Origin of the sequence: Flavobacterium sp. CFBP9031 (assembly GCF_034044945.1) — a bacterium.
Lineage (GTDB): Bacteria > Bacteroidota > Bacteroidia > Flavobacteriales > Flavobacteriaceae > Flavobacterium.
On record NZ_JAXCWF010000008.1, the window covers coordinates 222,841 to 245,638 of the forward strand.

Annotated in this window: 22 protein-coding genes; 7 read left to right on the forward strand and 15 right to left on the reverse strand. The window is 31.5% G+C overall.

Annotated features, from left to right (window positions below; all coding sequences use genetic code 11):
- Window positions 1–83: 83 nt before the first annotated feature.
- The 7 genes from SOM12_RS15055 to SOM12_RS15085 form a co-directional block, all read right to left on the reverse strand.
- Entirely contained in the window at window positions 84–803 is a 720-nt protein-coding gene (locus SOM12_RS15055; RefSeq protein WP_095929855.1) for a DUF4197 domain-containing protein, read from the reverse strand.
- A gap of 118 nt (window positions 804–921) precedes the next feature.
- Window positions 922–1,485: a hypothetical protein gene (locus SOM12_RS15060; protein WP_320494036.1), complete on the reverse strand. Its 564-nt coding sequence runs from the start codon at window positions 1,483–1,485 to the stop codon at window positions 922–924.
- Between the two features lie 30 nt (window positions 1,486–1,515).
- Window positions 1,516–1,938: a cytochrome c oxidase assembly factor Coa1 family protein gene (locus tag SOM12_RS15065; RefSeq protein ID WP_095929857.1), complete on the reverse strand. Its 423-nt coding sequence runs from the start codon at window positions 1,936–1,938 to the stop codon at window positions 1,516–1,518.
- A gap of 135 nt (window positions 1,939–2,073) precedes the next feature.
- A complete protein-coding gene (locus SOM12_RS15070; protein WP_320494038.1) occupies window positions 2,074–2,949 on the reverse strand; it encodes a hypothetical protein in 876 nt (291 codons plus the stop codon).
- Window positions 2,950–3,121: 172 nt separating this feature from the next.
- Window positions 3,122–3,991 carry a hypothetical protein gene (locus tag SOM12_RS15075; protein ID WP_320494039.1) on the reverse strand — a complete coding sequence of 290 codons (870 nt, stop codon included), beginning with the start codon at window positions 3,989–3,991 and terminating at the stop codon, window positions 3,122–3,124.
- Between the two features lie 247 nt (window positions 3,992–4,238).
- Complete coding sequence (locus SOM12_RS15080; RefSeq protein ID WP_320494040.1) at window positions 4,239–4,580, reverse strand: hypothetical protein; 342 nt, start codon at window positions 4,578–4,580, stop codon at window positions 4,239–4,241.
- A 180-nt stretch (window positions 4,581–4,760) separates the two neighbouring features.
- Window positions 4,761–6,323: a L,D-transpeptidase family protein gene (locus SOM12_RS15085; protein ID WP_320494041.1), complete on the reverse strand. Its 1,563-nt coding sequence runs from the start codon at window positions 6,321–6,323 to the stop codon at window positions 4,761–4,763.
- Window positions 6,324–6,617: 294 nt separating this feature from the next.
- Between SOM12_RS15085 and SOM12_RS15090 the strand changes: the two genes are divergently transcribed.
- A complete protein-coding gene (locus tag SOM12_RS15090) occupies window positions 6,618–10,058 on the forward strand; it encodes a methylmalonyl-CoA mutase family protein (protein ID WP_320494042.1) in 3,441 nt (1,146 codons plus the stop codon).
- A 145-nt stretch (window positions 10,059–10,203) separates the two neighbouring features.
- Here the strand turns inward: SOM12_RS15090 and SOM12_RS15095 are convergent, their stop codons facing one another.
- The 3 genes from SOM12_RS15095 to SOM12_RS15105 all read right to left on the reverse strand — a co-directional run bounded on the left by SOM12_RS15095 (window position 10,204) and on the right by SOM12_RS15105 (window position 12,322).
- On the reverse strand, window positions 10,204–11,373 hold the full coding sequence (locus tag SOM12_RS15095; protein ID WP_095953128.1) for a hypothetical protein: 1,170 nt from the start codon (window positions 11,371–11,373) through the stop codon (window positions 10,204–10,206).
- Complete coding sequence (locus tag SOM12_RS15100; RefSeq protein ID WP_095953129.1) at window positions 11,373–11,750, reverse strand: hypothetical protein; 378 nt, start codon at window positions 11,748–11,750, stop codon at window positions 11,373–11,375. The genes SOM12_RS15095 and SOM12_RS15100 overlap by 1 nt, the downstream gene beginning before the upstream one ends.
- Window positions 11,751–12,001: 251 nt before the next feature.
- The gene (locus SOM12_RS15105) at window positions 12,002–12,322 is read right to left on the reverse strand and encodes a hypothetical protein (RefSeq protein ID WP_320494045.1); all 321 of its coding nucleotides are present in this window, start codon (window positions 12,320–12,322) and stop codon (window positions 12,002–12,004) included.
- A 184-nt stretch (window positions 12,323–12,506) separates the two neighbouring features.
- On the opposite strand from SOM12_RS15105, the gene SOM12_RS15110 reads away from it, so the two are divergent.
- The 3 genes from SOM12_RS15110 (at window position 12,507) to SOM12_RS15120 (ending at window position 15,299) form a co-directional block, all read left to right on the forward strand.
- Window positions 12,507–12,917, forward strand: a complete 411-nt coding sequence (locus tag SOM12_RS15110; RefSeq protein WP_320494047.1) for a helix-turn-helix transcriptional regulator — start codon at window positions 12,507–12,509, stop codon at window positions 12,915–12,917.
- Window positions 12,918–13,123: 206 nt separating this feature from the next.
- Window positions 13,124–13,567, forward strand: a complete 444-nt coding sequence (locus SOM12_RS15115; RefSeq protein ID WP_320494048.1) for a hypothetical protein — start codon at window positions 13,124–13,126, stop codon at window positions 13,565–13,567.
- A gap of 142 nt (window positions 13,568–13,709) precedes the next feature.
- A complete protein-coding gene (locus tag SOM12_RS15120; protein WP_320494049.1) occupies window positions 13,710–15,299 on the forward strand; it encodes a T9SS type A sorting domain-containing protein in 1,590 nt (529 codons plus the stop codon).
- Window positions 15,300–15,391: 92 nt separating this feature from the next.
- Here SOM12_RS15120 and SOM12_RS15125 read toward each other — a convergent pair whose 3' ends face one another.
- From SOM12_RS15125 to SOM12_RS15145, 5 genes are all read right to left on the reverse strand, one after another.
- A complete protein-coding gene (locus SOM12_RS15125; RefSeq protein WP_095929868.1) occupies window positions 15,392–15,778 on the reverse strand; it encodes a flagellar motor protein MotB in 387 nt (128 codons plus the stop codon).
- An 842-nt stretch (window positions 15,779–16,620) separates the two neighbouring features.
- Window positions 16,621–17,007, reverse strand: a complete 387-nt coding sequence (locus SOM12_RS15130) for a secretion protein (RefSeq protein ID WP_111375919.1) — start codon at window positions 17,005–17,007, stop codon at window positions 16,621–16,623.
- A 363-nt stretch (window positions 17,008–17,370) separates the two neighbouring features.
- Window positions 17,371–17,772, reverse strand: a complete 402-nt coding sequence (locus tag SOM12_RS15135) for a DUF3244 domain-containing protein (RefSeq protein WP_095929872.1) — start codon at window positions 17,770–17,772, stop codon at window positions 17,371–17,373.
- Between the two features lie 473 nt (window positions 17,773–18,245).
- Window positions 18,246–18,650 (reverse strand): T9SS type A sorting domain-containing protein, encoded by a 405-nt coding sequence (locus SOM12_RS15140; RefSeq protein ID WP_320494053.1) that lies wholly within the window; start codon window positions 18,648–18,650, stop codon window positions 18,246–18,248.
- Between the two features lie 814 nt (window positions 18,651–19,464).
- Window positions 19,465–19,830, reverse strand: coding sequence for a DUF3244 domain-containing protein (locus tag SOM12_RS15145; protein WP_095929874.1), 366 nt, complete (start codon window positions 19,828–19,830; stop codon window positions 19,465–19,467).
- Window positions 19,831–20,280: 450 nt separating this feature from the next.
- On the opposite strand from SOM12_RS15145, the gene SOM12_RS15150 reads away from it, so the two are divergent.
- The 3 genes from SOM12_RS15150 to SOM12_RS15160 all read left to right on the forward strand — a co-directional run bounded on the left by SOM12_RS15150 (window position 20,281) and on the right by SOM12_RS15160 (window position 22,798).
- On the forward strand, window positions 20,281–21,153 hold the full coding sequence (locus SOM12_RS15150) for an AraC family transcriptional regulator (protein WP_095929875.1): 873 nt from the start codon (window positions 20,281–20,283) through the stop codon (window positions 21,151–21,153).
- Between the two features lie 165 nt (window positions 21,154–21,318).
- Window positions 21,319–22,188 (forward strand): alpha/beta hydrolase, encoded by an 870-nt coding sequence (locus SOM12_RS15155; protein ID WP_320494054.1) that lies wholly within the window; start codon window positions 21,319–21,321, stop codon window positions 22,186–22,188.
- Between the two features lie 88 nt (window positions 22,189–22,276).
- The gene (locus SOM12_RS15160) at window positions 22,277–22,798 is read left to right on the forward strand and encodes a hypothetical protein (protein ID WP_320494055.1); all 522 of its coding nucleotides are present in this window, start codon (window positions 22,277–22,279) and stop codon (window positions 22,796–22,798) included.

A 22,798-nucleotide genomic window follows, 5' to 3' on the forward strand; every position in this document is an offset into this window, starting at 1 on the left:
TTGGTTAATCGGTTAATCGATAATTTGTTTAACCGTTTGTTCGATTACACGAATAAACGATTAAACATTTAAACAGAATAAAACTATTTTCCATCTTGCAGAGCAAAAACCTTTTGTAATAAAGGTGTTGTTCTTGCAGAAATATTGTTTCTAATTTCTTTTTCTTCAACAGCAATCATTTTAAAAACACCAGTAAGAGCTTGATTGGTTGTGTAATCAGTCAAATCTGGATTTACTTTTTTTACTAATGGAATTGTGTTGTATTTGTTTATAATTTTTGTCCAGACAGCATCGGCTCCTACTTTTTCGAAAGAGCTTTTAATTACAGGATTAAATTTGGCATATAATGAAGTTGTTGTGCTTCCTTGTAAATAATTTGTTGCTGCGTTGTCGCTTCCTAAAAGAATGTTTTTAGCATCTGTAAAACTCATGTTTTTTACTGCTGTAACAAAAATTGGGGTAGCTTCCTTTACGGCATCTTCTGCAGCGCGGTTCAGCATTTTGATTCCTTCATCTGCAAGAGAGCTTAAACCTACTTTACGCAGGGTTGCATCTACTTTTTGTAATTCTTCTGGCATTAAAATTTTTACAGCTTCATTTTTATAAAAACCATCTACTGCGGTTAATTTACTCACTTGTTGTGTAATTCCTTTATTTAGCGCTTCTTTTAAACCTGAAGCAATATCAACAGTTCCTGAACTTGGAATCTGAGATGCAATTTGAGGCAGTTGATTTAGGGTCTGTTGTACCTGTGCACAAGAAGTAAGCGAAAATGTAACGGCTAATAGTAAAATCTTTTTCATTTAGGGTTTTTGTTTAAGTTTCAAAAATACTACTTATTCAAAAACAACGCCACAATTTTATTTAAAGCAAAGTAACATTTTGTTGTAAACTTAACATAAGCGAAATTAGGTCTCAAAATTACGGCCAAGACATTCGAATATTAAACTCCCAATAGGTTTTGCTCGAAATGTAAATAGGTTTAGGCTGTTCTATAGGTGCATTATTGGCATTAAAGTAACGAACACGAATAATTTTTTCGCTAGAGTCATCTTTCATGCTAATGTTTCCTTCTGCATCATCAATGAGTTTTTTCTTTTTTAGATACAAGTCTGGTTTTTCAATTGTATATTCTGTGATAGCTTCACCGTTCAGTTTTAAAAGACATCCAATTAGATTTCCATTTTTGTCAAACGATTCAATTCTTTTTAGAAAATTGTTTTCATAATAATATATTTCAAAAGCGATACTGCAAGATCCTTGCTGTAGCTTATTATTATGCAATCGGAAACGAAGTATTTGGTTTTTAGCATTTGTAAATTCAACATATCCATCTCCATGTGCGTCAATATTCTTATTCAATATTCTCGAAGGTTTTGAGAATTGTTTGATTTGATTGGCGTAAACTTGGTAATTTTTGGCAGATTGTGCAAAAGAAGAGATACAAACTAAAAAGAATATGAATAGACTAAAAAAAGATTTCATTTAATAAATTTTACTTGGTCAAATCTATTTTTATTTTTTCAATAAATCTATTTTCTCATCTGTATTTTTAATATAAACCGACATTTCAGAGTATTTCCAAGTACCTCTTTTTTCGCCTACAATAAATAAAGTTCCCTTGCCTTTCGGACCTTTCAACGGAACCTGTACATCGCAAGTTCGTACCTCATTATGTGAAGTGACGGTTCCAGAAACCATTCCGTCTGTTTCGACAGGCGAACCGAGTTTTTCCACTACGAGTTTATTATTCTCTACAGCTATCATAGATTCTTTATAGGCTTCCGAATCTTTAAGAACCGAAGTTACTTCATAGAAAATTCCTCCAATAAATAAAGCCGCTAATACTAAAAGCGTCAAACATCCGCTGGGAATAAACCATTTCCAGTTTCTGTTTAGCCAGCTCTGTCTTTGTACTAACTCGTTTGAATCTTCCATAAATTTAGTTTTAGGTGAAATTGATAAAGCTAAAATAAGAATAAATTTAATTGATATTCAGTGTTTTATATTAAATAAAAAATCACCTTATAAATTTTACAAGGTGATTTTTTTAAATTACTATTATTTAAAAACTTATCTGTTACTAAAAGCAATTTCTTCTAAAGCTTTTGGATTACTAATTGCTTTGCTGACATCTTGTTTTTTCATGTCATCATTATCTCCAGTTCCAGTACATAAAGTAAGTTCTTTTGGCATTATCGGTTTCTTATCGAATATTGTTGCAAAAAGCAATGCTCCTTGCAAATAACCGCCATCATTTAAAAGATGTAATGTGTTTTCTCCGTAACGGAGGTTATCTTTATTCCCAACTAGATATTTATAATCGTTTTTACCATTATATGCATCATTGACTGCATCGCCCACTCTTAGCAAACCTGAGTTTTTTGTTGTTTCCACAACAGCAATTGCATTTTTACGAATTTCGTCGAAATAATCTTTGTATTCTGAATCGGTAATAGGCAGTGGAGACATTCCTTCATAGATATAAAATGCAGCATCAGGACTGTTTTTGCGTATTTTATCTGTAATCATTTTTACATTTGCCTGATATTTATCTAGTTCAGCCAAAGCTACAGGAGTAGATTCCTGAATAACTACATAATCATAATAGTTGCCATCTTTGTCGGTTTTGGCAAAGTTTTCATCGGCTTGTTTTTTATGATCTGCATAAATTTTTTCAACAGAAACGCCCATAGTAACCAATTGATCAATGATCATTGGCTGATTGTTCGCTTTACAAATTTCACCAAACAATACTGGAGAACTTACAAAAAAATCAGTATGGCTGTTTCCGATAAATAATATTCTTGGACTTCCTTCTGCTTTTGGAGCTTTAGGATGTGCCATTTTCTCTGAAGTTGCTGTCGAATTTTCAGTAGAAGTCGTTTTGTTATTGCAAGCTGAAAAAAGGATTGCAACAATACCAAATACTAAAAAGTGTTTTTTCATTGTAATTTTAATTAAAAAGGTTCACTATTTTTTTAGATAAAAAAAATTTTGGCAAATCTCTTTTTAATCGACAACAATTAGGACCTTGATAAGTTTTAAAAGTGTTAGTTTAGGACATTAAATTGTGCATTGAGAATTTGATATGAAATCCAATAAGCAGATTTAAGCTAATTTATCTATTACTAAAAGCAATTTCCTCCAGAGCCTTAGGATTGGTCACTGCTTTTGCTACTTCTTGCTTTCTCATATTGTCATTATCACCAGTTCCCGTACTTAAAAGAAGTTTTTTAGGGATAATTGGTGTTTTATCAAATATTGTAGAATATATTAAAACGGCCTGTAAAAAACCGCCATCGTTTATAAAATGAAGAGTGTTTTTGCCGTCACGGAGATTGTCTTTATTACCTGTTAGATACTTATAACCGCTTTGGCCTTCATATGCATCTTTAACAGCGTCACCTACTCTTAATACACCTGCATTTTTAATAAAAGCGGCAGCTAGAATGGTATTTTTACGTAGTTCTGTATAATAATTATTGTATTCTGAGTTTGCATAAGATAAGGGAGACATATTTTGATAAACATAAATTGCGGCATCTGGGCTGTTCTTATGTATTTTTTCTGCAAATAATTTCAAGTTGTCTCTATACTTAGAAAGGTTTGTTAGTGCAATTGGTGTCGATTCCTGAATTATAACATAATCATAATAGTTTCCATCCTTATCTATATTGGAAAAATTTTGGTCGGCCTCTGTTTTATTAGTGAAATAAACTTTATTGAGCGGAACACCTATTGTTATCAGCTGCTGAATATTTATATTTTGATTATTGGCATTACATAATTCCTGAAATAGAGTGGGACTGCTTACAAAATATTCCATATGACTATTTCCAATAAATAATATACGTGGAGGACCTACGGCCTTTGGCGGTTTAGGTTTGCTGATACCGTCGGAAGTAATTGAGCTTTCTGATTTGAAATTATTACATGAAATAAGGAGAATTGAGACAATAAGACTAGAAATTAAAATGTATTTTTTCATTGTTGATTTTCTATTAAAAAAGATTTGCAAATCTCTCTTTAACGCATAATCATACCAGTCTCAATAGGTTTTAAAAATAATAGAATAAGACAAAAAAATCACCTTATAATAAATATAAGATGATTTTAAATTTTGTACTAATAAGCATTAGAATCATTTTGTTCTCAGGATGTAGGCTTTCCTGTTACTCTGATACTTTTTTATTTTCAAATTGTACAATTAAAAATTTATGGGACAAAAAAGGTGTTTAAACGTACTGTACACAGTATAAATTGGGGTTATTGATTGGATTAATCTGTTTTAAATTGGCTAAAATATACTGAGTGCAATCTTTACCGCCAAATGTCAAATAGAATAAGGATTTTGAAATGTAAGATGGCCTTAACAGAAGTGCGCGCCAGCCAAGCGTTATATTTTTAAAGAAATGTTTTAATGCGTATTTAATTGTTTTTTCGTCAGGACGAATAAAATAAATAGTGTAGCCTTTAAGTTTTGTCATCAGATTTGGAAACATTACAAATCTTCCGCCTTGTTGTATCAATAAATTTATTTCAAACAATGATAAACCTTCAATATTTTCTGTTTTCATGATCTATTGTTTTTAATTTAATGCTAGTGGTAGTATTACGATGCAAAGTTGCGACAGAAATAAAAATATAAAAGGCTTTAAAAGTTTTAAAACTAATAACTTAAGACATTTTTTAAATAAAAAAATCGGAAACTCAACTGAATGAATTCCCGATTATTATTTTATGTATGTCGTTTTGTATTAATTTACAGTAAGAGACAATTGATTATTTAATTCTGCATCTTTTTCGTAAACATCTTGAAAGAAACCAATTTCTCCGTTTTCATTTACCAATGAAGTAAAATAAGTAATGAAAATTGGTACTTTTTTAGATAGTTTAAAACTGTTTTCTACTTTACCCGCCATCGCTTTGTCAATTTTTGCCTGATTCCATTCTGGATAATCTTTCAGCATGGCAACAGCCAATTCTTTTGCCATTTTTACATTAATACATCCGTGGCTGAAAGTTCTTTTTTCAAAATCGAACAGAGTTTTAGATGGCGTATCGTGCATATAAATATCATCTGGATTTGGGAACATAAATTTTACCAATCCTAAAGAATTATCTGGACCTGGTTTTTGTCGTACTTGACCATTAACCATTTCCATGTTTTTCTCTGCAAGATAATTTGGATCTGCAGCAATTTTAGATCTCAACTCGTTTTGTACAATACTTTGTGGTACTGTCCAGTAAGGGCTAAATACGATTCGGTCAATTTCTCCATTAAAAATGGTTGTTTTGGTAAGAGGAGCTCCAACAAAAACACTCGATTTCAATACTACTTTTCCGTTCTTAACATAAAACAATTCATAAGAAGGAACATTAACCAAAACATATTCATCTGTGGCAGCAATTTTGTCCGAAATCTCACGACATCTTTCCATGTTAAGTTTTAAAGTTGCCACTTTATCTTCAAGCGGAATATTCATTTCATTAATATGCTCTTCTGCTAGAATATAATTGGGTTTAAATCCGTTACGAACTTTGTATTTCATCACAGCATCCATCAATTCACGATCATAAACATCACTTTTAGAATCTGTTTTCAAATCTCCTAATAAATACAAACGAGTTCTAACTTGCGAAATAGTGTTTGAAACCGCATCTGGACGTAACTCTTTATAAGGAGACTCTGCCGGAACAATAGGTTTGTATTTGCTAGATTTTTCTAATCTTTTGTATTTTTTAAGAGCATCTTGCAATTTGTAATATTGGTCAAATTCTACTTTTTCATTTGATGCAACTGCTGTTTTTTCTTCCTCTTCTAATGTGCTGTAGTTTAAGAAATCTTTTAGCATAGTATCATAAGCCAATTTTTTCTTGTCGGCATTGCTTTTTTTAGTGTACACTATATATAATGAACTCAAAAGCATATCTGCATCAGTTTGAGAAAGTGTACTTTTATCTGATGAAGTACTAAACAATTGGTCTATTTCTTTTTGATAAGGAATAATTAAATCATTTGTTTTTTTTGCTTTTTCATACAAAGCAGAGCCAAACTCGTTGATTTCGTCTTCGTCAAACCAGATTGTGCCAAGAGTTCTAGTTTTGTATAATGACATGACATCAGATTTATATCTTTTCAAATCTGAATATCTTTTGAAGAAATCGTTCGAAATTTCGTTTACATCATTTTGATTGTGGTAAACGGTTAAATGATTTGAAGCTTTTTTATATTTAAAACTATTGTTTTCAATTCTGTTAAAAGAAAATACAAAAAAACTCAAACTTAAGATTACGGTGAATGAATAAAATGTTTTCATTTTTTTAATTTTTACGTTATTACTTTTCTACGTAAGTCGTTGGTAAAAATTTGGGGCTTTTCTACAATGCTAAATTACTATGGGAGTGCTCAAAACGTGTTTCCAGATTTTATTTAAATGTTGCGAAATTGCCATGTCTTTAAGCTTTCCTTAACTTATATCAATTAGTATCAAGAATTATTACCTTTATATTGAAGAAAAAATATTTTCTTTTTTATTAACATAATGCTATTTGGCTAATCAAATATTAAAATAATTTGTACATTGGTCGCTTAAAATTATCATATTCATAAAATGGAACAACAAATACCATATATTCCTAAAAATAAAGTAAGAATTGTTACCGCTGCTTCACTTTTTGACGGGCATGATGCCGCCATCAATATTATGCGCCGTATTATTCAGTCAACAGGGGTTGAAGTAATTCACCTTGGTCATGACAGAAGCGTTGAAGAAGTGGTAAATACCGCTATTCAAGAAGATGCCAACGCCATTGCAATGACTTCGTATCAAGGCGGACATAATGAGTACTTTAAATATATGTATGATTTGCTTCGCGAAAAAGGAGCGGGGCATATTAAAATTTTCGGAGGCGGAGGTGGAGTAATCCTTCCAAGTGAAATATCAGAATTACATGAATATGGTATTACCAGAATTTATTCTCCTGACGATGGCCGTTCTTTAGGACTTCAGGGAATGATTAATGATTTGGTGCAGCGCGCCGATTTTCCTATTGGAGATAAACTAAACGGAGAAATCGATCATATAGAAAATAAAATTCCAACCGCAATTGCCCGTTTAATTTCGGCAGCAGAAAATTTCCCAGAAATAGCAAAACCTGTTTTTGATAAAATTCACGAAAGCAATGCTACTTCTAAAATTCCAGTTTTAGGAATTACAGGAACGGGCGGTGCCGGAAAATCTTCTTTGGTTGACGAATTGGTTCGCCGCTTTTTAATTGATTTCCCAGAAAAAACAATCGGATTAATTTCTGTCGATCCTTCGAAGAGAAAAACAGGAGGAGCACTTTTAGGAGACAGAATCCGTATGAATGCCATTAATAATCCTCGTGTTTATATGCGTTCGCTGGCAACTCGTCAGTCGAATTTGGCTTTGTCTAAATATGTAGCCGAAGCCATTCAGGTTTTGAAAGCAGCAAAATACGATTTGATTATTCTGGAAACTTCAGGAATTGGACAGTCTGATACCGAAATTATGGATCATTCTGATGTTTCTTTATATGTAATGACACCAGAATTTGGAGCGGCAACACAATTGGAAAAAATCGACATGCTTGATTTTGCCGATTTAGTGGCTTTAAATAAATTTGATAAACGTGGCGCATTGGATGCTTTACGCGATGTAAAAAAACAATATCAAAGAAATCACAGTCTTTGGGATAAAAGTCCAGACGAAATGCCAGTTTTCGGAACGATTGCTTCGCAGTTTAACGATCCTGGAATGAACACGCTTTATAAAGCGATCATGGATAAAGTGGTCGAAAAAACGAATTCTGAATTGAAATCGACTTTTGAAATCACTAAAGAAATGAGCGAGAAAATCTTCGTGATTCCGCCACACAGAACGCGTTATTTATCTGAAATTGCAGAGAATAATAGATCTTATGATGAAATTGCGCTTTCGCAACAAAAAGTAGCGCAAAAATTATACGGAATTTTTAAAACGATAGAATCTGTTTCTGGAAAAGTTCCTCAAATTAATAAAGCAGGAATTGATGATTCTTTTGTTTTAACAGCAGGATTTCAAGAACATGACGAAAATAGAATCTTTTTAAATCTTTTACTAAATCAATTCGATAAAGTAAAAATGGACTTAGATCCGTACAATTGGGAAATTATCCTGAATTGGGATGAAAAAGTAGCGAAATACAAAAATCCAGTTTACTCGTTTAAAGTTCGCGATAAAGAAATTAAGATTGCAACGCATTCTGAAAGTTTATCGCATTTACAAATTCCGAAAATTGCTTTGCCTAAATATGAAGGTTGGGGCGATATCTTGCGTTGGAATTTACAGGAAAATGTTCCTGGAGAATTTCCTTTTGCTTCGGGATTGTATCCGTTTAAGCGTGAAGGCGAAGATCCGTCAAGAATGTTTGCGGGCGAGGGCGGACCGGAAAGAACCAATAAACGTTTTCACTACGTAAGTGCAGGAATGCCTGCAAAACGTCTTTCGACAGCTTTTGATAGTGTAACTTTATACGGAAATGATCCAGATTTGCGTCCGGATATTTACGGAAAAATTGGAAATGCCGGAGTTTCAATCTGCTGTTTGGATGATGCTAAAAAACTATATTCAGGTTTCGATTTGGTTCATGCATTAACTTCGGTAAGTATGACGATTAATGGGCCTGCGCCAATGTTGTTAGGTTTCTTTATGAATGCCGCAATCGATCAGCAATGTGAGATTTACATTAAAGCCAACGAATTAGAAAAAGAAGTTGAAGCTAAAATCAACAAATTATATAAAGAAAAAGGAATCGAAAGACCGAAATACCAAGGTGAACTTCCTGCCGGAAACAATGGTTTGGGATTAATGCTTTTGGGCGTTACGGGAGATCAGGTTTTGCCTTTGGAAGTTTATAACGAGATAAAAATCAAAACATTATCGCAAGTTCGTGGAACGGTTCAGGCCGATATTTTAAAAGAAGATCAAGCGCAGAATACTTGTATTTTCTCAACCGAGTTTGCTTTGCGATTAATGGGCGACGTTCAGGAATATTTTATTACTAAAAACGTTCGTAATTTCTATTCGGTTTCGATTTCAGGATATCATATTGCCGAGGCAGGAGCAAACCCAATTACGCAGCTGGCTTTTACGCTTTCAAATGGTTTCACTTACGTGGAATATTATTTGAGCCGCGGAATGAGCATCAACGATTTTGGTCCGAATTTATCATTTTTCTTCTCGAATGGAGTAGATCCAGAATATTCTGTAATTGGTCGTGTGGCGCGTAAAATTTGGGCAAAAGCCATGAAAAACAAATACGGAGCCAACGAAAGAGCACAAATGCTGAAATACCATATTCAAACTTCTGGACGTTCGTTACACGCGCAGGAAATTGATTTCAATGATATTAGAACAACTTTACAGGCTTTATACGCCATTTATGATAACTGTAATTCATTGCACACCAATGCTTACGATGAAGCGATTACAACACCAACAGAAGAATCTGTACGTCGTGCCATGGCGATTCAGCTGATTATTAATAAAGAATTAGGTTTAGCCAAAAATGAAAACCCAATTCAGGGTTCATTTATCATCGAAGAATTAACCGATTTAGTTGAAGCAGCGGTTTTACAAGAATTCGACAGAATTACAGAAAGAGGAGGAGTTCTAGGTGCAATGGAAACGATGTACCAGAGATCTAAAATTCAGGAAGAGAGTTTGTATTACGAAACTTTAAAACACAACGGCGATTTCCCGATTGTTGGTGTAAATACATTCCTGAGCTCAAAAGGTTCGCCAACGGTAATTCCGGCAGAAGTAATTCGTGCCACCGAAGAAGAAAAACAATATCAAATTACGATGTTGGATAATCTGCATAAATTCCACGAAGAAAAAGTAAACGAACATTTAAATACGTTACAGCAAGCCGCTATTAAAAACGAAAACTTATTCGATCATTTAATGGAAGCTACAAAGGTTTGTTCTTTGGGTCAGATTACTTCGGCGTTGTTTGAAGTGGGGGGGCAGTATAGAAGGAATATGTAGATTTTACTATTTTATATCTATAGATAAAAACCTCTCATATAATGAGAGATTTTTTTATAATATTTTAAATTATAGTGACGAAAAATATAATGAAAGAGTTACTGTATTCGAGAGGTTTTAATAAAAAAAGCTTCTTAGTCGAAGCTTAATTTTTCTTTTTATAATCAACCATATATCTTTTAATTTCTTCGGATTTGACTATAGTTTCAGGGTGATAAAGTGTCTTAATTATAAATAAATATTCTTCACTTCCTAAATTTACTAAATCTGTTTTTAATTTTTCTAGAAGTGAAGTTTCAAATTTTCCTTTAAGCGGGCTTTCATCATCATTGGGAATAATCTTAAATGAAGGTTCTTGTGCATCTATATCGATCTCTAAAAATCTTCCAGTTATTTCTTCTACATCTTCAATAATATCAAATGATTCCTCAACAACAGCCTTTGCTTTTAAAGCTTTTTCCTTATCTAATGAGCTTCTTTTTAATTCGTGTGTCAAAGGATGTGCAAAAACTGTATTCAAATCAGCATTATTTTCTATGATTGCTTTTATTATTGATTTATAATGCTTTATATATTTTGTATCTTTGGTTCTTCCTACAATACTTTCAAAGTCCTCTGTTTTTTCTGCATTTAACAAGTCGATTAAAATTAACATGGCCTCGTTTTCTTTTTCTAGAAAAAGATCTTTACTATAGTTAAGTTCAATTGTTATGCCAAGAGAACTATGTCTTAGGTTGGAAAATGCAAGAATTTCATCAGCATTCCTATTGTCAAAGCCCACTAAATTTTTAATAATTTCAACTAAAGGGGTAAAAACTTTATATAAAGCATAAGGTTTTATGCTTTGAATTAAGTTTTGACTATGTAAATAAAAATCAAATACAAGTTTTTGTCTTTTAATAGAGTAATCTATAATCTCATATTCACTAATAATTTCTTCATCATCATAATCTAAAAAATAATTTAAAGCAGAGAATTTATATTGCGATTCTGTCGAAGGTATCAGAAAAGATTCTAATGACATTCCACTATAAAGAGAAAATTTTATTATTATTAAGCAATTATTTTCAGGTTCTTCAAATACGTCTTTAATAAATAATGATTTTGATACTAAAGATTTAAATTTTGACTCTGAAATTTGAACGTAAGCTCTAAATTCACTTTCGTCATCACTTTCGATTAAATAGCTCAAATACCTATTGCCTATCTTGTCACGTTCCAGCAATAAATATGGTACATCTGTAAACTCCAATGAATCAATAACCTCGAAATCGAAGTTTAGTCCATCAATACTATATTTTTGATTAATTTCCATCAAATTGGAGTTATGGTTACGGGTGGGAAATTATTATAATTCCAAGAGTCATAAAGCCACACACTATAATGACCGTTTGATTCTTTAAATTCACAAACTCCATGTGAGTTATCAATAATATATTTACCAATATGGGTACATTTTTGGAGAGTTGTAGACCGTTCTACTGCAGAAATTGCATTTTCTATAGAGTCATAAAATGACAAAGCATAAGCTTTACATAGAGATTTATATCTTATATTTTCTGGATAAAGCTGATAATAGTTTTGAAAATCTGTCTCTTCAGGCTCGCTATTATTTAACACTCTATAAACTTCTACTTTTTGCTCAATTGCATTTTTTGGAGGACATCCAGAAGGTAATTCATTTTTCCACATATAAAAAAGAATATAATCTCAAAGATATATAAAAAATGAATTAATAAAATATTTTCCTACTTTATTTCAAATTCTGTAATTATTTAAAGATTAAAGGATCACATTGTTGTTAAGATTATGATTTCATATATAAAAGTTTATTATTGCAAATATAGGTTTTTATTAGGGCGTCAAAGTTAATGATTTTTATTAAGTTGTAAGTTGTCTTTATTTTGTTCTTATCTCTTGATTTTGAAAACTATAAATAAAAATCAATTTTCGGAACGAACCTCCCCCACAAACCCCAAAAACTCCATTTCATCCATAGGAAACAGATGCAGAACCGTTTCTAAAATAAGACTCACATTAATAGTCGCACTTTTATCTTTTTTAGAAAAATTATGCATGTCGTTATCAAGCGCCAGAATGCATAATTTAAGTAAATCGGTAATAAGACAACCGAGTTCTAAATAATTAACCACTTTAACTTTTGCGGTATAAGAATTGGCTTCATTGGTTGGTTTTAGCGTTGTAAAATACTGAGCGGTTAATTTTTGTAGTTTTTGTAGCTTTTCTGTTTCGTTTGTTTCCATAAGGCGTATATTTTTAAATGATTTACTATTATAAATTTATTATAAGAAAAATTGTACTTTTGTTTGATTCGGCGAAGGAAGAGATAAATTTTGCTGTATCCATTCATTTTTTGTCGTATCGCACGGCGTAAAATCTGTTTTTTACATTTTACCAATTTTGAGACTTTATTATTATCTTTGAATTATGAGCACACTAACAAAACCAAATCATATAGGGCGAAAAATAAGCCGTATTCGTGAACTTCGAGATATGAAGCAGGAAGCTTTGGCACAGGCTTTAGGAACAAATCAGCAGGCGATTTCGGCTATGGAAAATAGCGAAACCATTGATGACGAAAAACTTGTTGAGGTGGCAAAAGCGCTTGGTGTATCGGTTGAAGCTATCAAGAATTTTTCGGACGAAGCTGCAATTAATTATTTCAATACTTTTAATGATACGAAAGATAGTAATGTACATTTTGGAAATCATTGCACTTTCAATCCGTTAGATAAATTAATGGAAACGGTAGAAGAAAATAAAAAACTTTACGAGCGTTTGCTTCAAGCAGAAAAAGATAAGATTGAGTATTTAGAGAAATTGCTAAAAGATAAATAGTAAGCTTTTTAAGAATATAGAAACCTCTCAGAAATGAGAGGTTTTTTCTTTTACAAAAAAAATATCGTTTTACGTCTTTCCTCAATTTAGAAGAAATTTGTTTGTATATATTAGCAATCAGAAAAATAGGGCTGAAAAGCTTTCGCCGAAAGGCAAATAAATTATAAAAACCAAAAACTATATCTAACTTCAGAAATTAATTTTAAATGAAAAAAAGCATTTTTATTTTAGGATTGCTATTTATTACAAGCTTGAGTTTTAGCCAGACAAAGGTTAAGCAAGATATAAAAGCAACTAATAAGGCGGAAAAGAAAACATATGACCCGAAACTTTTTGGGTGCTGGAAAGGCTCTGAAATGGGACAACAGCAAGAAGGAGTAAATAAATATTGGGTGTCATGTCGTTTTGAAAACGGAACAAGTGTCTTACTTTTTGTTGCGATGTACGAAAACGGTAAAGTCGATCAAATTACTGAAAATGGTAAATGGTGGGTTGAAAACGGAAAGTATTATGAACTACATAACTATGATGGCGTAATAGATGTTTATGATTATCAAGTTACAGATCAAGGTGTTAATTTTCAATCTATTGAATTAATGGGAAAAAAGGACAATACTTATAAGTTTACCGATTATAAAATATCGGATTAATTGAAATGATAAGGTTGTGGAACTATTATCGTAAAAACAAAAAGCTTTCAGAAATGGGAGTTTTTTTGTTTTTAAGATTTTTCTGTAGTCTGTTTTTGATAAAAGTATATATTTACATTTCAGTTTAAATAAATATTAATATATGAAAATAAAATTACTCCTAATTTTTTTCGCATTTGCAATTATAAAGATTCATGCTCAGCAAAAAATATACGATTTTACAAGCTATGCATGGGGATTTAAGCAATTTAATGGTAAGCTGATATTTGGAGCAAGTGAAGTCGATACTGGTGCCGAAATATGGCTGAGTGATGGAACTACTTCAAATACAAAACTAATAAAAGACATATATCCGGGTTCAGAATCTTCGATTGAATGGACGTTAGCAGGAAGTGCAGAAATTAATAATAGTTTATATTTTATTGCAAAAGATGAAAGCTCTGCTGGAGAAATTTGGAAAACGGACGGAACCGAAGCTGGTACTGTAAAAGTAACAAGCTTTATTAAAGGTAGAGTTTCTAAGCTTACAGCCGTTGGTAATTTGATCTATTTTTTAATTAAGGAAGATGATAAATTACAAGTTTGGAAAACCGATGGGACAGCAGCGGGAACGGTATTAGCTAAAGATAACTTACCTTGTGTAAATACTCCAACTTTTCAGGGGAAATGTAATGACACTTTTATATTTACATTTCAACCGTATGACCCAGATGGCCCTTATGGAACAAGTAATTCTAGAGTTTGGAGGAGCAATGGTACCTTGGAGGGTACTTTCCCGATAACACCTTTAATAGATGGAAACGGATCTGACTCTGCAGGGACGCCAGGGTTGACACAATATATTGAACATAATGGGAAATTATATTTTATTAGCAGATATTATCTACATGAAACAGATGGAACAATTGAAAACACCAAAACGATAGGAAACGTTTGGAATGCGCAATTGGATTTGGTGCAGCATGGAAGTGCTATTGAGGCAGGAAACAATTTATATTTTATGTTTTTTTCTGCTAATTTGAACAAATTGTCAATATGGAAATTTGATTCGGTGAATAACAATATAACTGAAATATACAGTAAAATGAGCAACCACTATTTTCCTCCTTCAAATTTTTCTAAAACAGATACTTCGTTGCTTTTTTCTTCAGCAAATGAAACAGGAAACGCTTCTTTAATGTCATTAAATCTTGCTGATTATACAGTAACAAATTTAGGAGAACTGTCAAAGGATATAGAAAAGCCTTTTATTTTTATAGACTTGGTAGATACCTCTATTTTTTCTAAAATTAATGATAACGAATATTATATAGCATCAATAGATAAGGATCGATTTACAAAGGGATATATTTTTAATTCAAAATTAAATTCCTTGCAGCAAATTAGTGTATTGGACAATGTAATAAGTTTTGTTTCTTTTAATGACTATCTCTATTATGCAAAAGATAATGCATTATGGAAGTATGCTAATAATTTAAGTATTCCATTAATAGAAAATAAATCACCATTAGTTTTTTATCCAAATCCATCAAATGATTTTATAAATGTAAAAGCTGAAAATAACGTTAAGATTGAAAGTTTCCAAATTTTTGATTTAAATGGAAGATTACTAATTAGTGACGAATTGGGTTTAAATGATAAAATTGATATATCTAAATTAGGCCAAGGAGCCTATTTACTGAAAGCAAAAGTTAATGGAGCTTTAATCTCAAAGAAAATAATTAAAAAATAGATTTCTAGGGTTTTCATCACTAATTATGGAAACGTAATAAAACAAAAAACCTCTCATTCCTGAGAGGTTTTTTTATATCAATTCAAGCTTTATTAAACTTTGCTTTTTATCGAAGTTTTTGGTTTGCGTTTTAATTTTTCAATCAGGGCATCAGCTTTTGCATTTTCAGAAATAGAACGTAATGATTCTGCATAACGGTAATAATAAACGGGATCTAGATCGGTTGTTAAGGCAAATAATTCGCTGTACCATTCGGCTGCTTTTTCTAGTTCGCAATTTGAATACGATGAATTCCCCAATTTTTGAAATAAATCTACCGACTTGTAGCCTTTTGCTGCAACCTTTTCATAGGTTCTTATGACATCGACATAGGCATATTTTTCGCCGACTTTATCGGTTTTATAATAAGTTTCGTTTTGCGCAGACGCACGAAATGAAAATACGATAAACAATACTAAAATAGCTAGTTGTTTTTGCATAGGTTTAGTTTTGGTTGTGGTATTTAATCGTATTCTTAATTGTTTTCGAAAATCTTTTTTTGCTGCAAAAACAGCTTTAAGCAATTATAAACTTTAAAATTCTGTATTTATTATATATTTAATGTGCTTTTTGATGTACAAATATATGGAAATCAAGAATATGAACTGCATTTTAACGATGTTTATTCAGTTTTGTCGATTATATTCCATTTTTGTAAATAATTGATTTTGTATGATTTATATATTTTTTTGAATGAAAAACGATTTTAAAACATAGTTTTTCATTTACAGAAAAAATATCATTTAACTTTATATCAGTTAAGGTTTTGAAGATGACGATACAGGAATATTAAGATAAAATACAGGCTTTACAAAGCGAAAAAAACAAGACTACATTTTCTGATAATGCTGATGTGGAGCTATGCATTCAAAAAATAAAAAACAAAACGACAGAACTGTCTTTTACTCTTACTGAAATATTTCAAAAGTCAAATTCTGAAAAGACGATCATAAATAAGGATATATTAAAAAGGTTTTCAAATCATTTAGGTTTGTTGTTGTTTTTAGAAGAACAAGAATCTGGAAATATATGTTTTGCAAACAGCGATGAAGTGCGTCCAGAATATCGGCAAAGTTTCAGACTGATAGATTTTTTAGATTATACCTATGCTTTTATGCATTCTTTGGTATATCAAGAATCACAAAAAATAATAATTTCGTCAGAGTCAGTAGTTTTTTGGAAACTGGTAAAAATTGGTTTGAGTTTAAGAAATGATAAAATCTAAAACAAAAAAAGCAGCTCCTGGTACGGGCTGCTTTTCTAATTCTTAGGGGGCAAAAAATTAACGACGGAAAGATGGACTCTGGTTAACAGATTGGTCTAACTTTACAGTCTTTACTTTTTTAGCAGCGACTTTAATTTCGTGTTTCGCAACTTTGTCGTTTGCTTTCACTTCTAAAACATACGTTCCAGCAGGAAAACTTTCTAAACTAATTGTTTTAGAAACTTCTAATTTGTCTGCTGCAGATTCTCCCGCATAAAGTAAATTGTGATTTTCGTCGTAGATAGAGAAAGATGCATTTTCTACAGTGTCTAAAGTAAAGCTAACTACTTTTCCATTTCCTGTTTTGATATTTAAAATGTAATCACCTTTTCCATCAATGGCGTAGGTAAACACAGTCGCTAAAAAAAAGGCAGCAACTAAACCAGCTTTGGTAAATTTTGTCATGTTTTTTTTAAATTGTTAATTACTAAATGTGGAACGCGTAAAACTACAAATACAAATTTAATTTTTAGCAATAAATTAGCATTTTTAAACGCTTAAGTTATTGAATTGTAATTATTTCGGTATTTTGTTTGAACTATGTACGTAAATACTGGGCTTTTGGATTTATTTTTAGAAAACATTTTTTAACACTTAAAAATCAAAGAGTTGAATTAATAAGAATAATTTTCAGAAATTTTCTGTTTCATCATCTGTTTTAATTCTTAAACAAAAAAAAACAGCTCTGTAACCACCACGAGCTGTTTCTTATAAGCGCAATTTTAAAATTTTCTAACCTTAATTTATACCTTTTTGAAGTATAAAATTTTAGCGTGTAGCAACACTTGTGTTTTTAGCAAAACCAGATTTGTAAACAGAAGAAACTGCATTTCTCGATAAAGATGCATTATCTCCTATTGTAATTTCATATTTTACTCTTTTTACACTGTCTTCTACTTCTAAATAGTAAGTTCCCTCAGGAAATTCTTCTAGACTGAAAGTTCTTAAAATTCCATCTTTTCCAGATGCGCTTTCAGAGTAGATTAAAGTTCCGTCCTTGTCATAAATAGCTAAATTGGCTTTCTGTACTTTGTTAAGTGCGAAAGTGATCAGTTTTCCATTAGCTTTTAATACATGAAGATTAAAATCTCCATTTCCATCAATTGCGTAAGTGCTTATTCCTGTGAAAAGCAACGCTGCTACTAAACTCAATTTTGCAATCTTTTTCATGGTACTTAGTTTTAAATTAATAGTTCTAATTCTCTGATGCTAAATTACTTATGTAATACCTGAAAAAGCGCAACTGTGTTTTCCTATTTCTATGCTATATTCTCATTTACGAAACCGTTATAGGTTAAAACATGAATTATTTTTAATGTTTTTGTTAATTCAGTTATTATTTTTTAATGTTTTGCTTGATTTTAAGTTTACAATGGATTAAGGATTTCTTTACAAAAACGAAGTGAGTTTTTAACCTCAAAGTACGCTAAGAATTATTATACAAGAGGTTTATAAAACGAAAAAGTTCGCAAAGCTTTGTGGAAAAAACTTTGCGAACTTTGCGTAAATCTTTGCGGTAAAAAACTTTGTGGTAAAAAAAAACAGCTCTATAACCACAAAGAGCTGTTTTTAAAACTTTTGAAAGTTTTTAAACTTACTAACTATCTAACCTCACTTTTATACTTTATGAAAGCATAAACTTTTTAGCGTGCTGCCACGCTTGTATTTTTAGCAAAACCTGCTTTATAAACAGAAGAAACTGCGTTTTTAGATAAAACAGAAACTTCGTCGGTTATAGTGATTTCGTATTTTGCTTTTTTTGTATTGTCTTCTACTTCCAGGAAGTAAGTTCCTTCTGGAAACTCTTCTAGGCTGAAAGTTCTTAAAATCCCGTCTTTACCTGAAGCACTTTCAGAATAAATTAAAGTTCCATCTTTATCGTAAATTGCTAAGTTGGCTTTTTGCGTTTGGTTAAGACCAAAAGTGATTTGTTTACCATTAGCTTTAATTACATGCAGATTAAAATCTGCTGTTCCATCAATTGCATATGTGCTTATTCCTGTGAAAAGCAATGCTGCTACTAAACTCAATCTAACAATCTTTTTCATGGTATTTAGTTTTTAAATTAATAGTTCTAATTCTCTGATGCTAAATTACTTCAGTTGTAAGTAAAAAATCAATACTATATTCTCCAATTTATATGCTATATTCTCATTTACGAAACCGTTATAGGTTAAAATTTGAATTATATTTATCGTATTTGTTAATTCGGTTATTATTTTTCAACGTTTTTAGTGATTTTTAATTTACATTGAGATAACGATTTCTTTAAAAAATGTAGGAATTATAAAGATGCTAAGGTTCTAAGATGCTGAGATTCTAAGTTTTTTATTTGGATTGTGCCTTTGCGGTAAAAAAATTGCGTGAATCTAACCGCAAAGTACGCTAGGATTTTTAGTATGAGGGATTATAAAAAACGCAAAGTTCGCAAAGCTTTATCCTAATAAAAACTTTGCGAACTTTGTGTAAATCTTTGTGAACTTTGCGGTAAAAAAACTGCGTGAATTTAAGCGCAAAGTGCGCTAGGATTTTTAGTATGAGGGATTGTAAAAAACGCAAAGTTCACAAAGGTTTTTGGAGTAAATTTTATAGAATAATATCCTAATATAGCTTTGCGAACTTTGCATTTATATGCATGATCTTTGATAAAAAAACTTTGTGAACTTTGCGGTAAAAAAAATCTTTGCAGTTGAAAACTCAAAAAGTAAAGAGCAAAAAAAAACAGCTCAGTAACCACAAAGAGCTGTTTTTAAAACTTTTGAAAGTTTTTAACTTACTAACTATCTAACCTCACTTTTTATACTGTATTAGAGTATAAAGTTTTAAGTGCCGTGAAGAATTGCACTTAACCTTAATATTTTCTTAGTTAACAGAAACTGTACCTTTTGAAGATAAAACAGAACTATTAGCGTCAACAGTGATATCGTATTTTACTTTTTTGAAGCTGTCGGCAACCTCTAAAATATATTTTCCTTGAGGAAATTCTTCTAAACTGAAAGTTCTTAAGATTCCGTCTTTACCAGAAGCATTCTCAGTATAGATTACATTACCATTTGTATCAGATATACTAATAACTGCTTTTTGTAATTGATTAATTCCAAAAGCAATTACCTTGCCATTTCCTTTTAATACATGAAGATTTAATGCTTCATTTCCATCAATTGCATATGTACTCATTCCTGTTAGAAGTACTGCAAATACTAAACTTAATTTCATAACCTTTTTCATATTCTATAGTATTAAATTTTTTTCGTTCATTTCTCTGATGCAAAGTTATAGCAGCATGTGTGGTATTTTAACATCTATATTTTCCAATTTATATGCTATATTCTCATTTACGAAACCGTTATATGTTAAAATTTGACTTTAATGTTGTGTTTTTGTTAATTTGATTGTTTTTATTCAAAGTTTTTAAAAAACTGAATACTTCTTAAAATTTCTATTTTTCTTACAAATTTTAACATATTGGTATAAAATCGAGTTTTAAATAAGATAAATAGAAAAAAAGTGAAGAAAAAAAATAAGACCCTAAAAAAAAGGCGAATTTGATATAAATTCTTCAGCGTTAAGAACGTTATTTTAATGTAAAATTCGCATTTACGAAACCGTTATAGGTTAAAATTTAAATTATTTTAGGTGATTTTGTTAAATTTGCTATTATTTTTTAAAGAAATTATCATGAAGACTATTGCCCCAGCTCTTGAAGTGATAACTAACTCATACGGAAGTTCTTTTACCTACGCTAAACACGCCGAAAAGACCAATAGCAAAGCTCATTTATGGCACTATCATCCAGAAATTGAGTTGGTCTATATAAATGGTGGGGCAGGAAAAAGACAAATAGGAAGCCATGTTTCTTATTATACCAATGGTAGTTTACTTTTAATAGGAGCTAATTTGCCGCATTGCGGTTTTACAAATGAGCAAACAGGAAATACAACGGAAACCGTTATCCATATTAAACCTGAATTTTTAGGAAGCGACTTTTTTGTTGCGCCCGAAATGAAAAAGGTGCAGAATATTTTGAAACAAGCTAAAGGCGGAATCGCTTTTGGAGGTGAAACGAAAAAACGTATCGGTAAGAAAATTGAAATGATGGAGAATGAGCCACCATTTCAAAGACTTATAACACTTTTGAGTGTTTTAGACGAACTGGAATCGGCTGAGGAATATACCATTTTAAACGCCGACGGATTTTCGATGGAATTGCAAACGCAGGATAATGACCGTATGAATGTGGTTTTCAATTTTGTAAAAGATCATTTTCAGGAATCTATCTCTATAGATGAAGTTTCGAGTCTGGTTAGTATGACTACGCCTTCTTTCTGCCGTTATTTCAAGAAGATATCCAATAAAACATTTACTGAGTTTGTAAATGAATATCGTCTCGTGCATGCTTCAAAACTTTTGGCAGAACAGCCAATGAGTATAAATGAAGTTTGTTATGAAAGTGGTTTTAATAACTTCAGCCACTTTAGTAAATCGTTTAAACAATACACCGGTAAAAGTGCTTCGCAATACCGACATGAGCATAAGATTATAATCAGCTAGTTTTAGCTTGAGTTTTTTTTAGCCACGAATTCACGAATTTTATTTAATATTAATTCGTGAATTCGTGGCTATCTTTTTTTACTCCAAAGCAAGTCGGATTTTTCATATATTTTATTCTGAAAAAAGTTATATTTACAAACCCTAATCAGAAAAAAAAATATCAAAATGAAGAAATTTAAAATGCTATTGTCTGCATTTTTGCTTTGTCTTACCACCATGACATATGCTGCAAAAGTAGACACACTTCAAATTGCCAGTACCGCAATGGGAAAAACCTATAAAGCAGCGGTAGTTTTGCCAAATTCTTATGCAAAAAGTAAAACGGCTTTTCCTGTAATGTATCTTTTGCATGGTGCTTACGGACATTTTAGCGACTGGCTTAAAAATACTCCAAACAAAAAACTGGTTCACAATCTAGCAGATCAATACAATATGATTATTGTAATGCCAGAAGGGGAGACGTTTAGTTTTTATATTGATAGTCCTGTAAATAAAGAAAGTCAGTTTGAGACTTTTATTACACAGGAAGTAATTCAGAAAGTAGATAAAACTTATAAAACAATTGCCAACAAAAATGGTAGAGTTATTACAGGTCTATCTATGGGCGGACATGGCGCATTGTACTTGTCTGCCAGACATCCAGAATTATTTTGCGCAGCAGGTAGTATGAGTGGGGCAGTAGATATGAGTACGATGCTTAACAGAGATTCTTCTGCACAGGTTGTAAAATTGATGCAGCCCGTATTTGGAGACAAAAGCGGTAATACAGAATTGTACGAACAAAATTCTGTTTTAAGAATGGCTGATAAATTAAAATCAAATAAGCTTCCTTTAGTGATAGATTGTGGTGTAGACGATTTTTTAATCGAGCCAAATAGAGAATTGCACAGAAGATTGGTTTATAACAAAGTTGACCACGATTATACAGAACGTCCAGGAGCACATACTTGGGATTATTGGGAAAACTCACTTCCGTATCACGTATTATTTTTTAATAAAATACTAGCTAGAAATCAGGTGACTGTGAAAAAATAAGGACATTTTTATGGTAAAATAAGCCAAATCACTTTTTTTGGTTTAATTTTTGGAATACCTTTATATATAATCCTTAAAAAAAATAATTATGAAAAAGATACTTACCTTATTTGCAGTTATCGGTTTAATTGCATTTTCTAGCTGTGAAGGACCAGAAGGGCCTCCGGGAATTCCAGGTGAATCAGTAGCTGCTGAAGTTATTGATGTAAATAATGTCTCGTTTGATGCCAATGGAAATGGTGGTGTTAGATCTTTTGGTTTTACACTTTTTCCAGGTGATGTAGTTTTGGCTTACAGAGCAGATGGAGTTAGTGCAGGACGTACTGTTTGGGTACAAATTCCAGAATCACACTATTATAATGATGGAACCTTATTTTTTACATATAAATTTAATTTTACTCTAGTTGATTATGAACTTTATCTTCAGGGTTTTGAGTTAAATACTGTGCCTGCTGATTTAAGAACTGGACAAAAATTCCGTATAGTAGTTGTACCAGGCAATGATCCTGTAAACACTAATAAATCTGTTAACAAGTCAGATTATTCAGATTACTATGCTGTAATTAAAAAATATAACATTGATGATAGTAATGTTAAACAAGTAAATTAA

Excerpts from the sequence above, each read along its gene's own strand:
- SOM12_RS15055 (WP_095929855.1), bottom strand. The coding sequence starts at position 803 with ATGAAAAAGATTTTACTATTAGCCGTTACATTTTCGCTTACTTCTTGT.
- SOM12_RS15060 (WP_320494036.1), bottom strand. The coding sequence starts at position 1,485 with ATGAAATCTTTTTTTAGTCTATTCATATTCTTTTTAGTTTGTATCTCT.
- SOM12_RS15065 (WP_095929857.1), bottom strand. The coding sequence starts at position 1,938 with ATGGAAGATTCAAACGAGTTAGTACAAAGACAGAGCTGGCTAAACAGA.
- SOM12_RS15070 (WP_320494038.1), bottom strand. The coding sequence starts at position 2,949 with ATGAAAAAACACTTTTTAGTATTTGGTATTGTTGCAATCCTTTTTTCA.
- SOM12_RS15075 (WP_320494039.1), bottom strand. The coding sequence starts at position 3,991 with ATGAAAAAATACATTTTAATTTCTAGTCTTATTGTCTCAATTCTCCTT.
- SOM12_RS15080 (WP_320494040.1), bottom strand. The coding sequence starts at position 4,580 with ATGAAAACAGAAAATATTGAAGGTTTATCATTGTTTGAAATAAATTTA.
- SOM12_RS15085 (WP_320494041.1), bottom strand. The coding sequence starts at position 6,323 with ATGAAAACATTTTATTCATTCACCGTAATCTTAAGTTTGAGTTTTTTT.
- SOM12_RS15090 (WP_320494042.1), top strand. The coding sequence starts at position 6,618 with ATGGAACAACAAATACCATATATTCCTAAAAATAAAGTAAGAATTGTT.
- SOM12_RS15095 (WP_095953128.1), bottom strand. The coding sequence starts at position 11,373 with ATGGAAATTAATCAAAAATATAGTATTGATGGACTAAACTTCGATTTC.
- SOM12_RS15100 (WP_095953129.1), bottom strand. The coding sequence starts at position 11,750 with ATGTGGAAAAATGAATTACCTTCTGGATGTCCTCCAAAAAATGCAATT.
- SOM12_RS15105 (WP_320494045.1), bottom strand. The coding sequence starts at position 12,322 with ATGGAAACAAACGAAACAGAAAAGCTACAAAAACTACAAAAATTAACC.
- SOM12_RS15110 (WP_320494047.1), top strand. The coding sequence starts at position 12,507 with ATGAGCACACTAACAAAACCAAATCATATAGGGCGAAAAATAAGCCGT.
- SOM12_RS15115 (WP_320494048.1), top strand. The coding sequence starts at position 13,124 with ATGAAAAAAAGCATTTTTATTTTAGGATTGCTATTTATTACAAGCTTG.
- SOM12_RS15120 (WP_320494049.1), top strand. The coding sequence starts at position 13,710 with ATGAAAATAAAATTACTCCTAATTTTTTTCGCATTTGCAATTATAAAG.
- SOM12_RS15125 (WP_095929868.1), bottom strand. The coding sequence starts at position 15,778 with ATGCAAAAACAACTAGCTATTTTAGTATTGTTTATCGTATTTTCATTT.
- SOM12_RS15130 (WP_111375919.1), bottom strand. The coding sequence starts at position 17,007 with ATGACAAAATTTACCAAAGCTGGTTTAGTTGCTGCCTTTTTTTTAGCG.
- SOM12_RS15135 (WP_095929872.1), bottom strand. The coding sequence starts at position 17,772 with ATGAAAAAGATTGCAAAATTGAGTTTAGTAGCAGCGTTGCTTTTCACA.
- SOM12_RS15140 (WP_320494053.1), bottom strand. The coding sequence starts at position 18,650 with ATGAAAAAGATTGTTAGATTGAGTTTAGTAGCAGCATTGCTTTTCACA.
- SOM12_RS15145 (WP_095929874.1), bottom strand. The coding sequence starts at position 19,830 with ATGAAAAAGGTTATGAAATTAAGTTTAGTATTTGCAGTACTTCTAACA.
- SOM12_RS15150 (WP_095929875.1), top strand. The coding sequence starts at position 20,281 with ATGAAGACTATTGCCCCAGCTCTTGAAGTGATAACTAACTCATACGGA.
- SOM12_RS15155 (WP_320494054.1), top strand. The coding sequence starts at position 21,319 with ATGAAGAAATTTAAAATGCTATTGTCTGCATTTTTGCTTTGTCTTACC.
- SOM12_RS15160 (WP_320494055.1), top strand. The coding sequence starts at position 22,277 with ATGAAAAAGATACTTACCTTATTTGCAGTTATCGGTTTAATTGCATTT.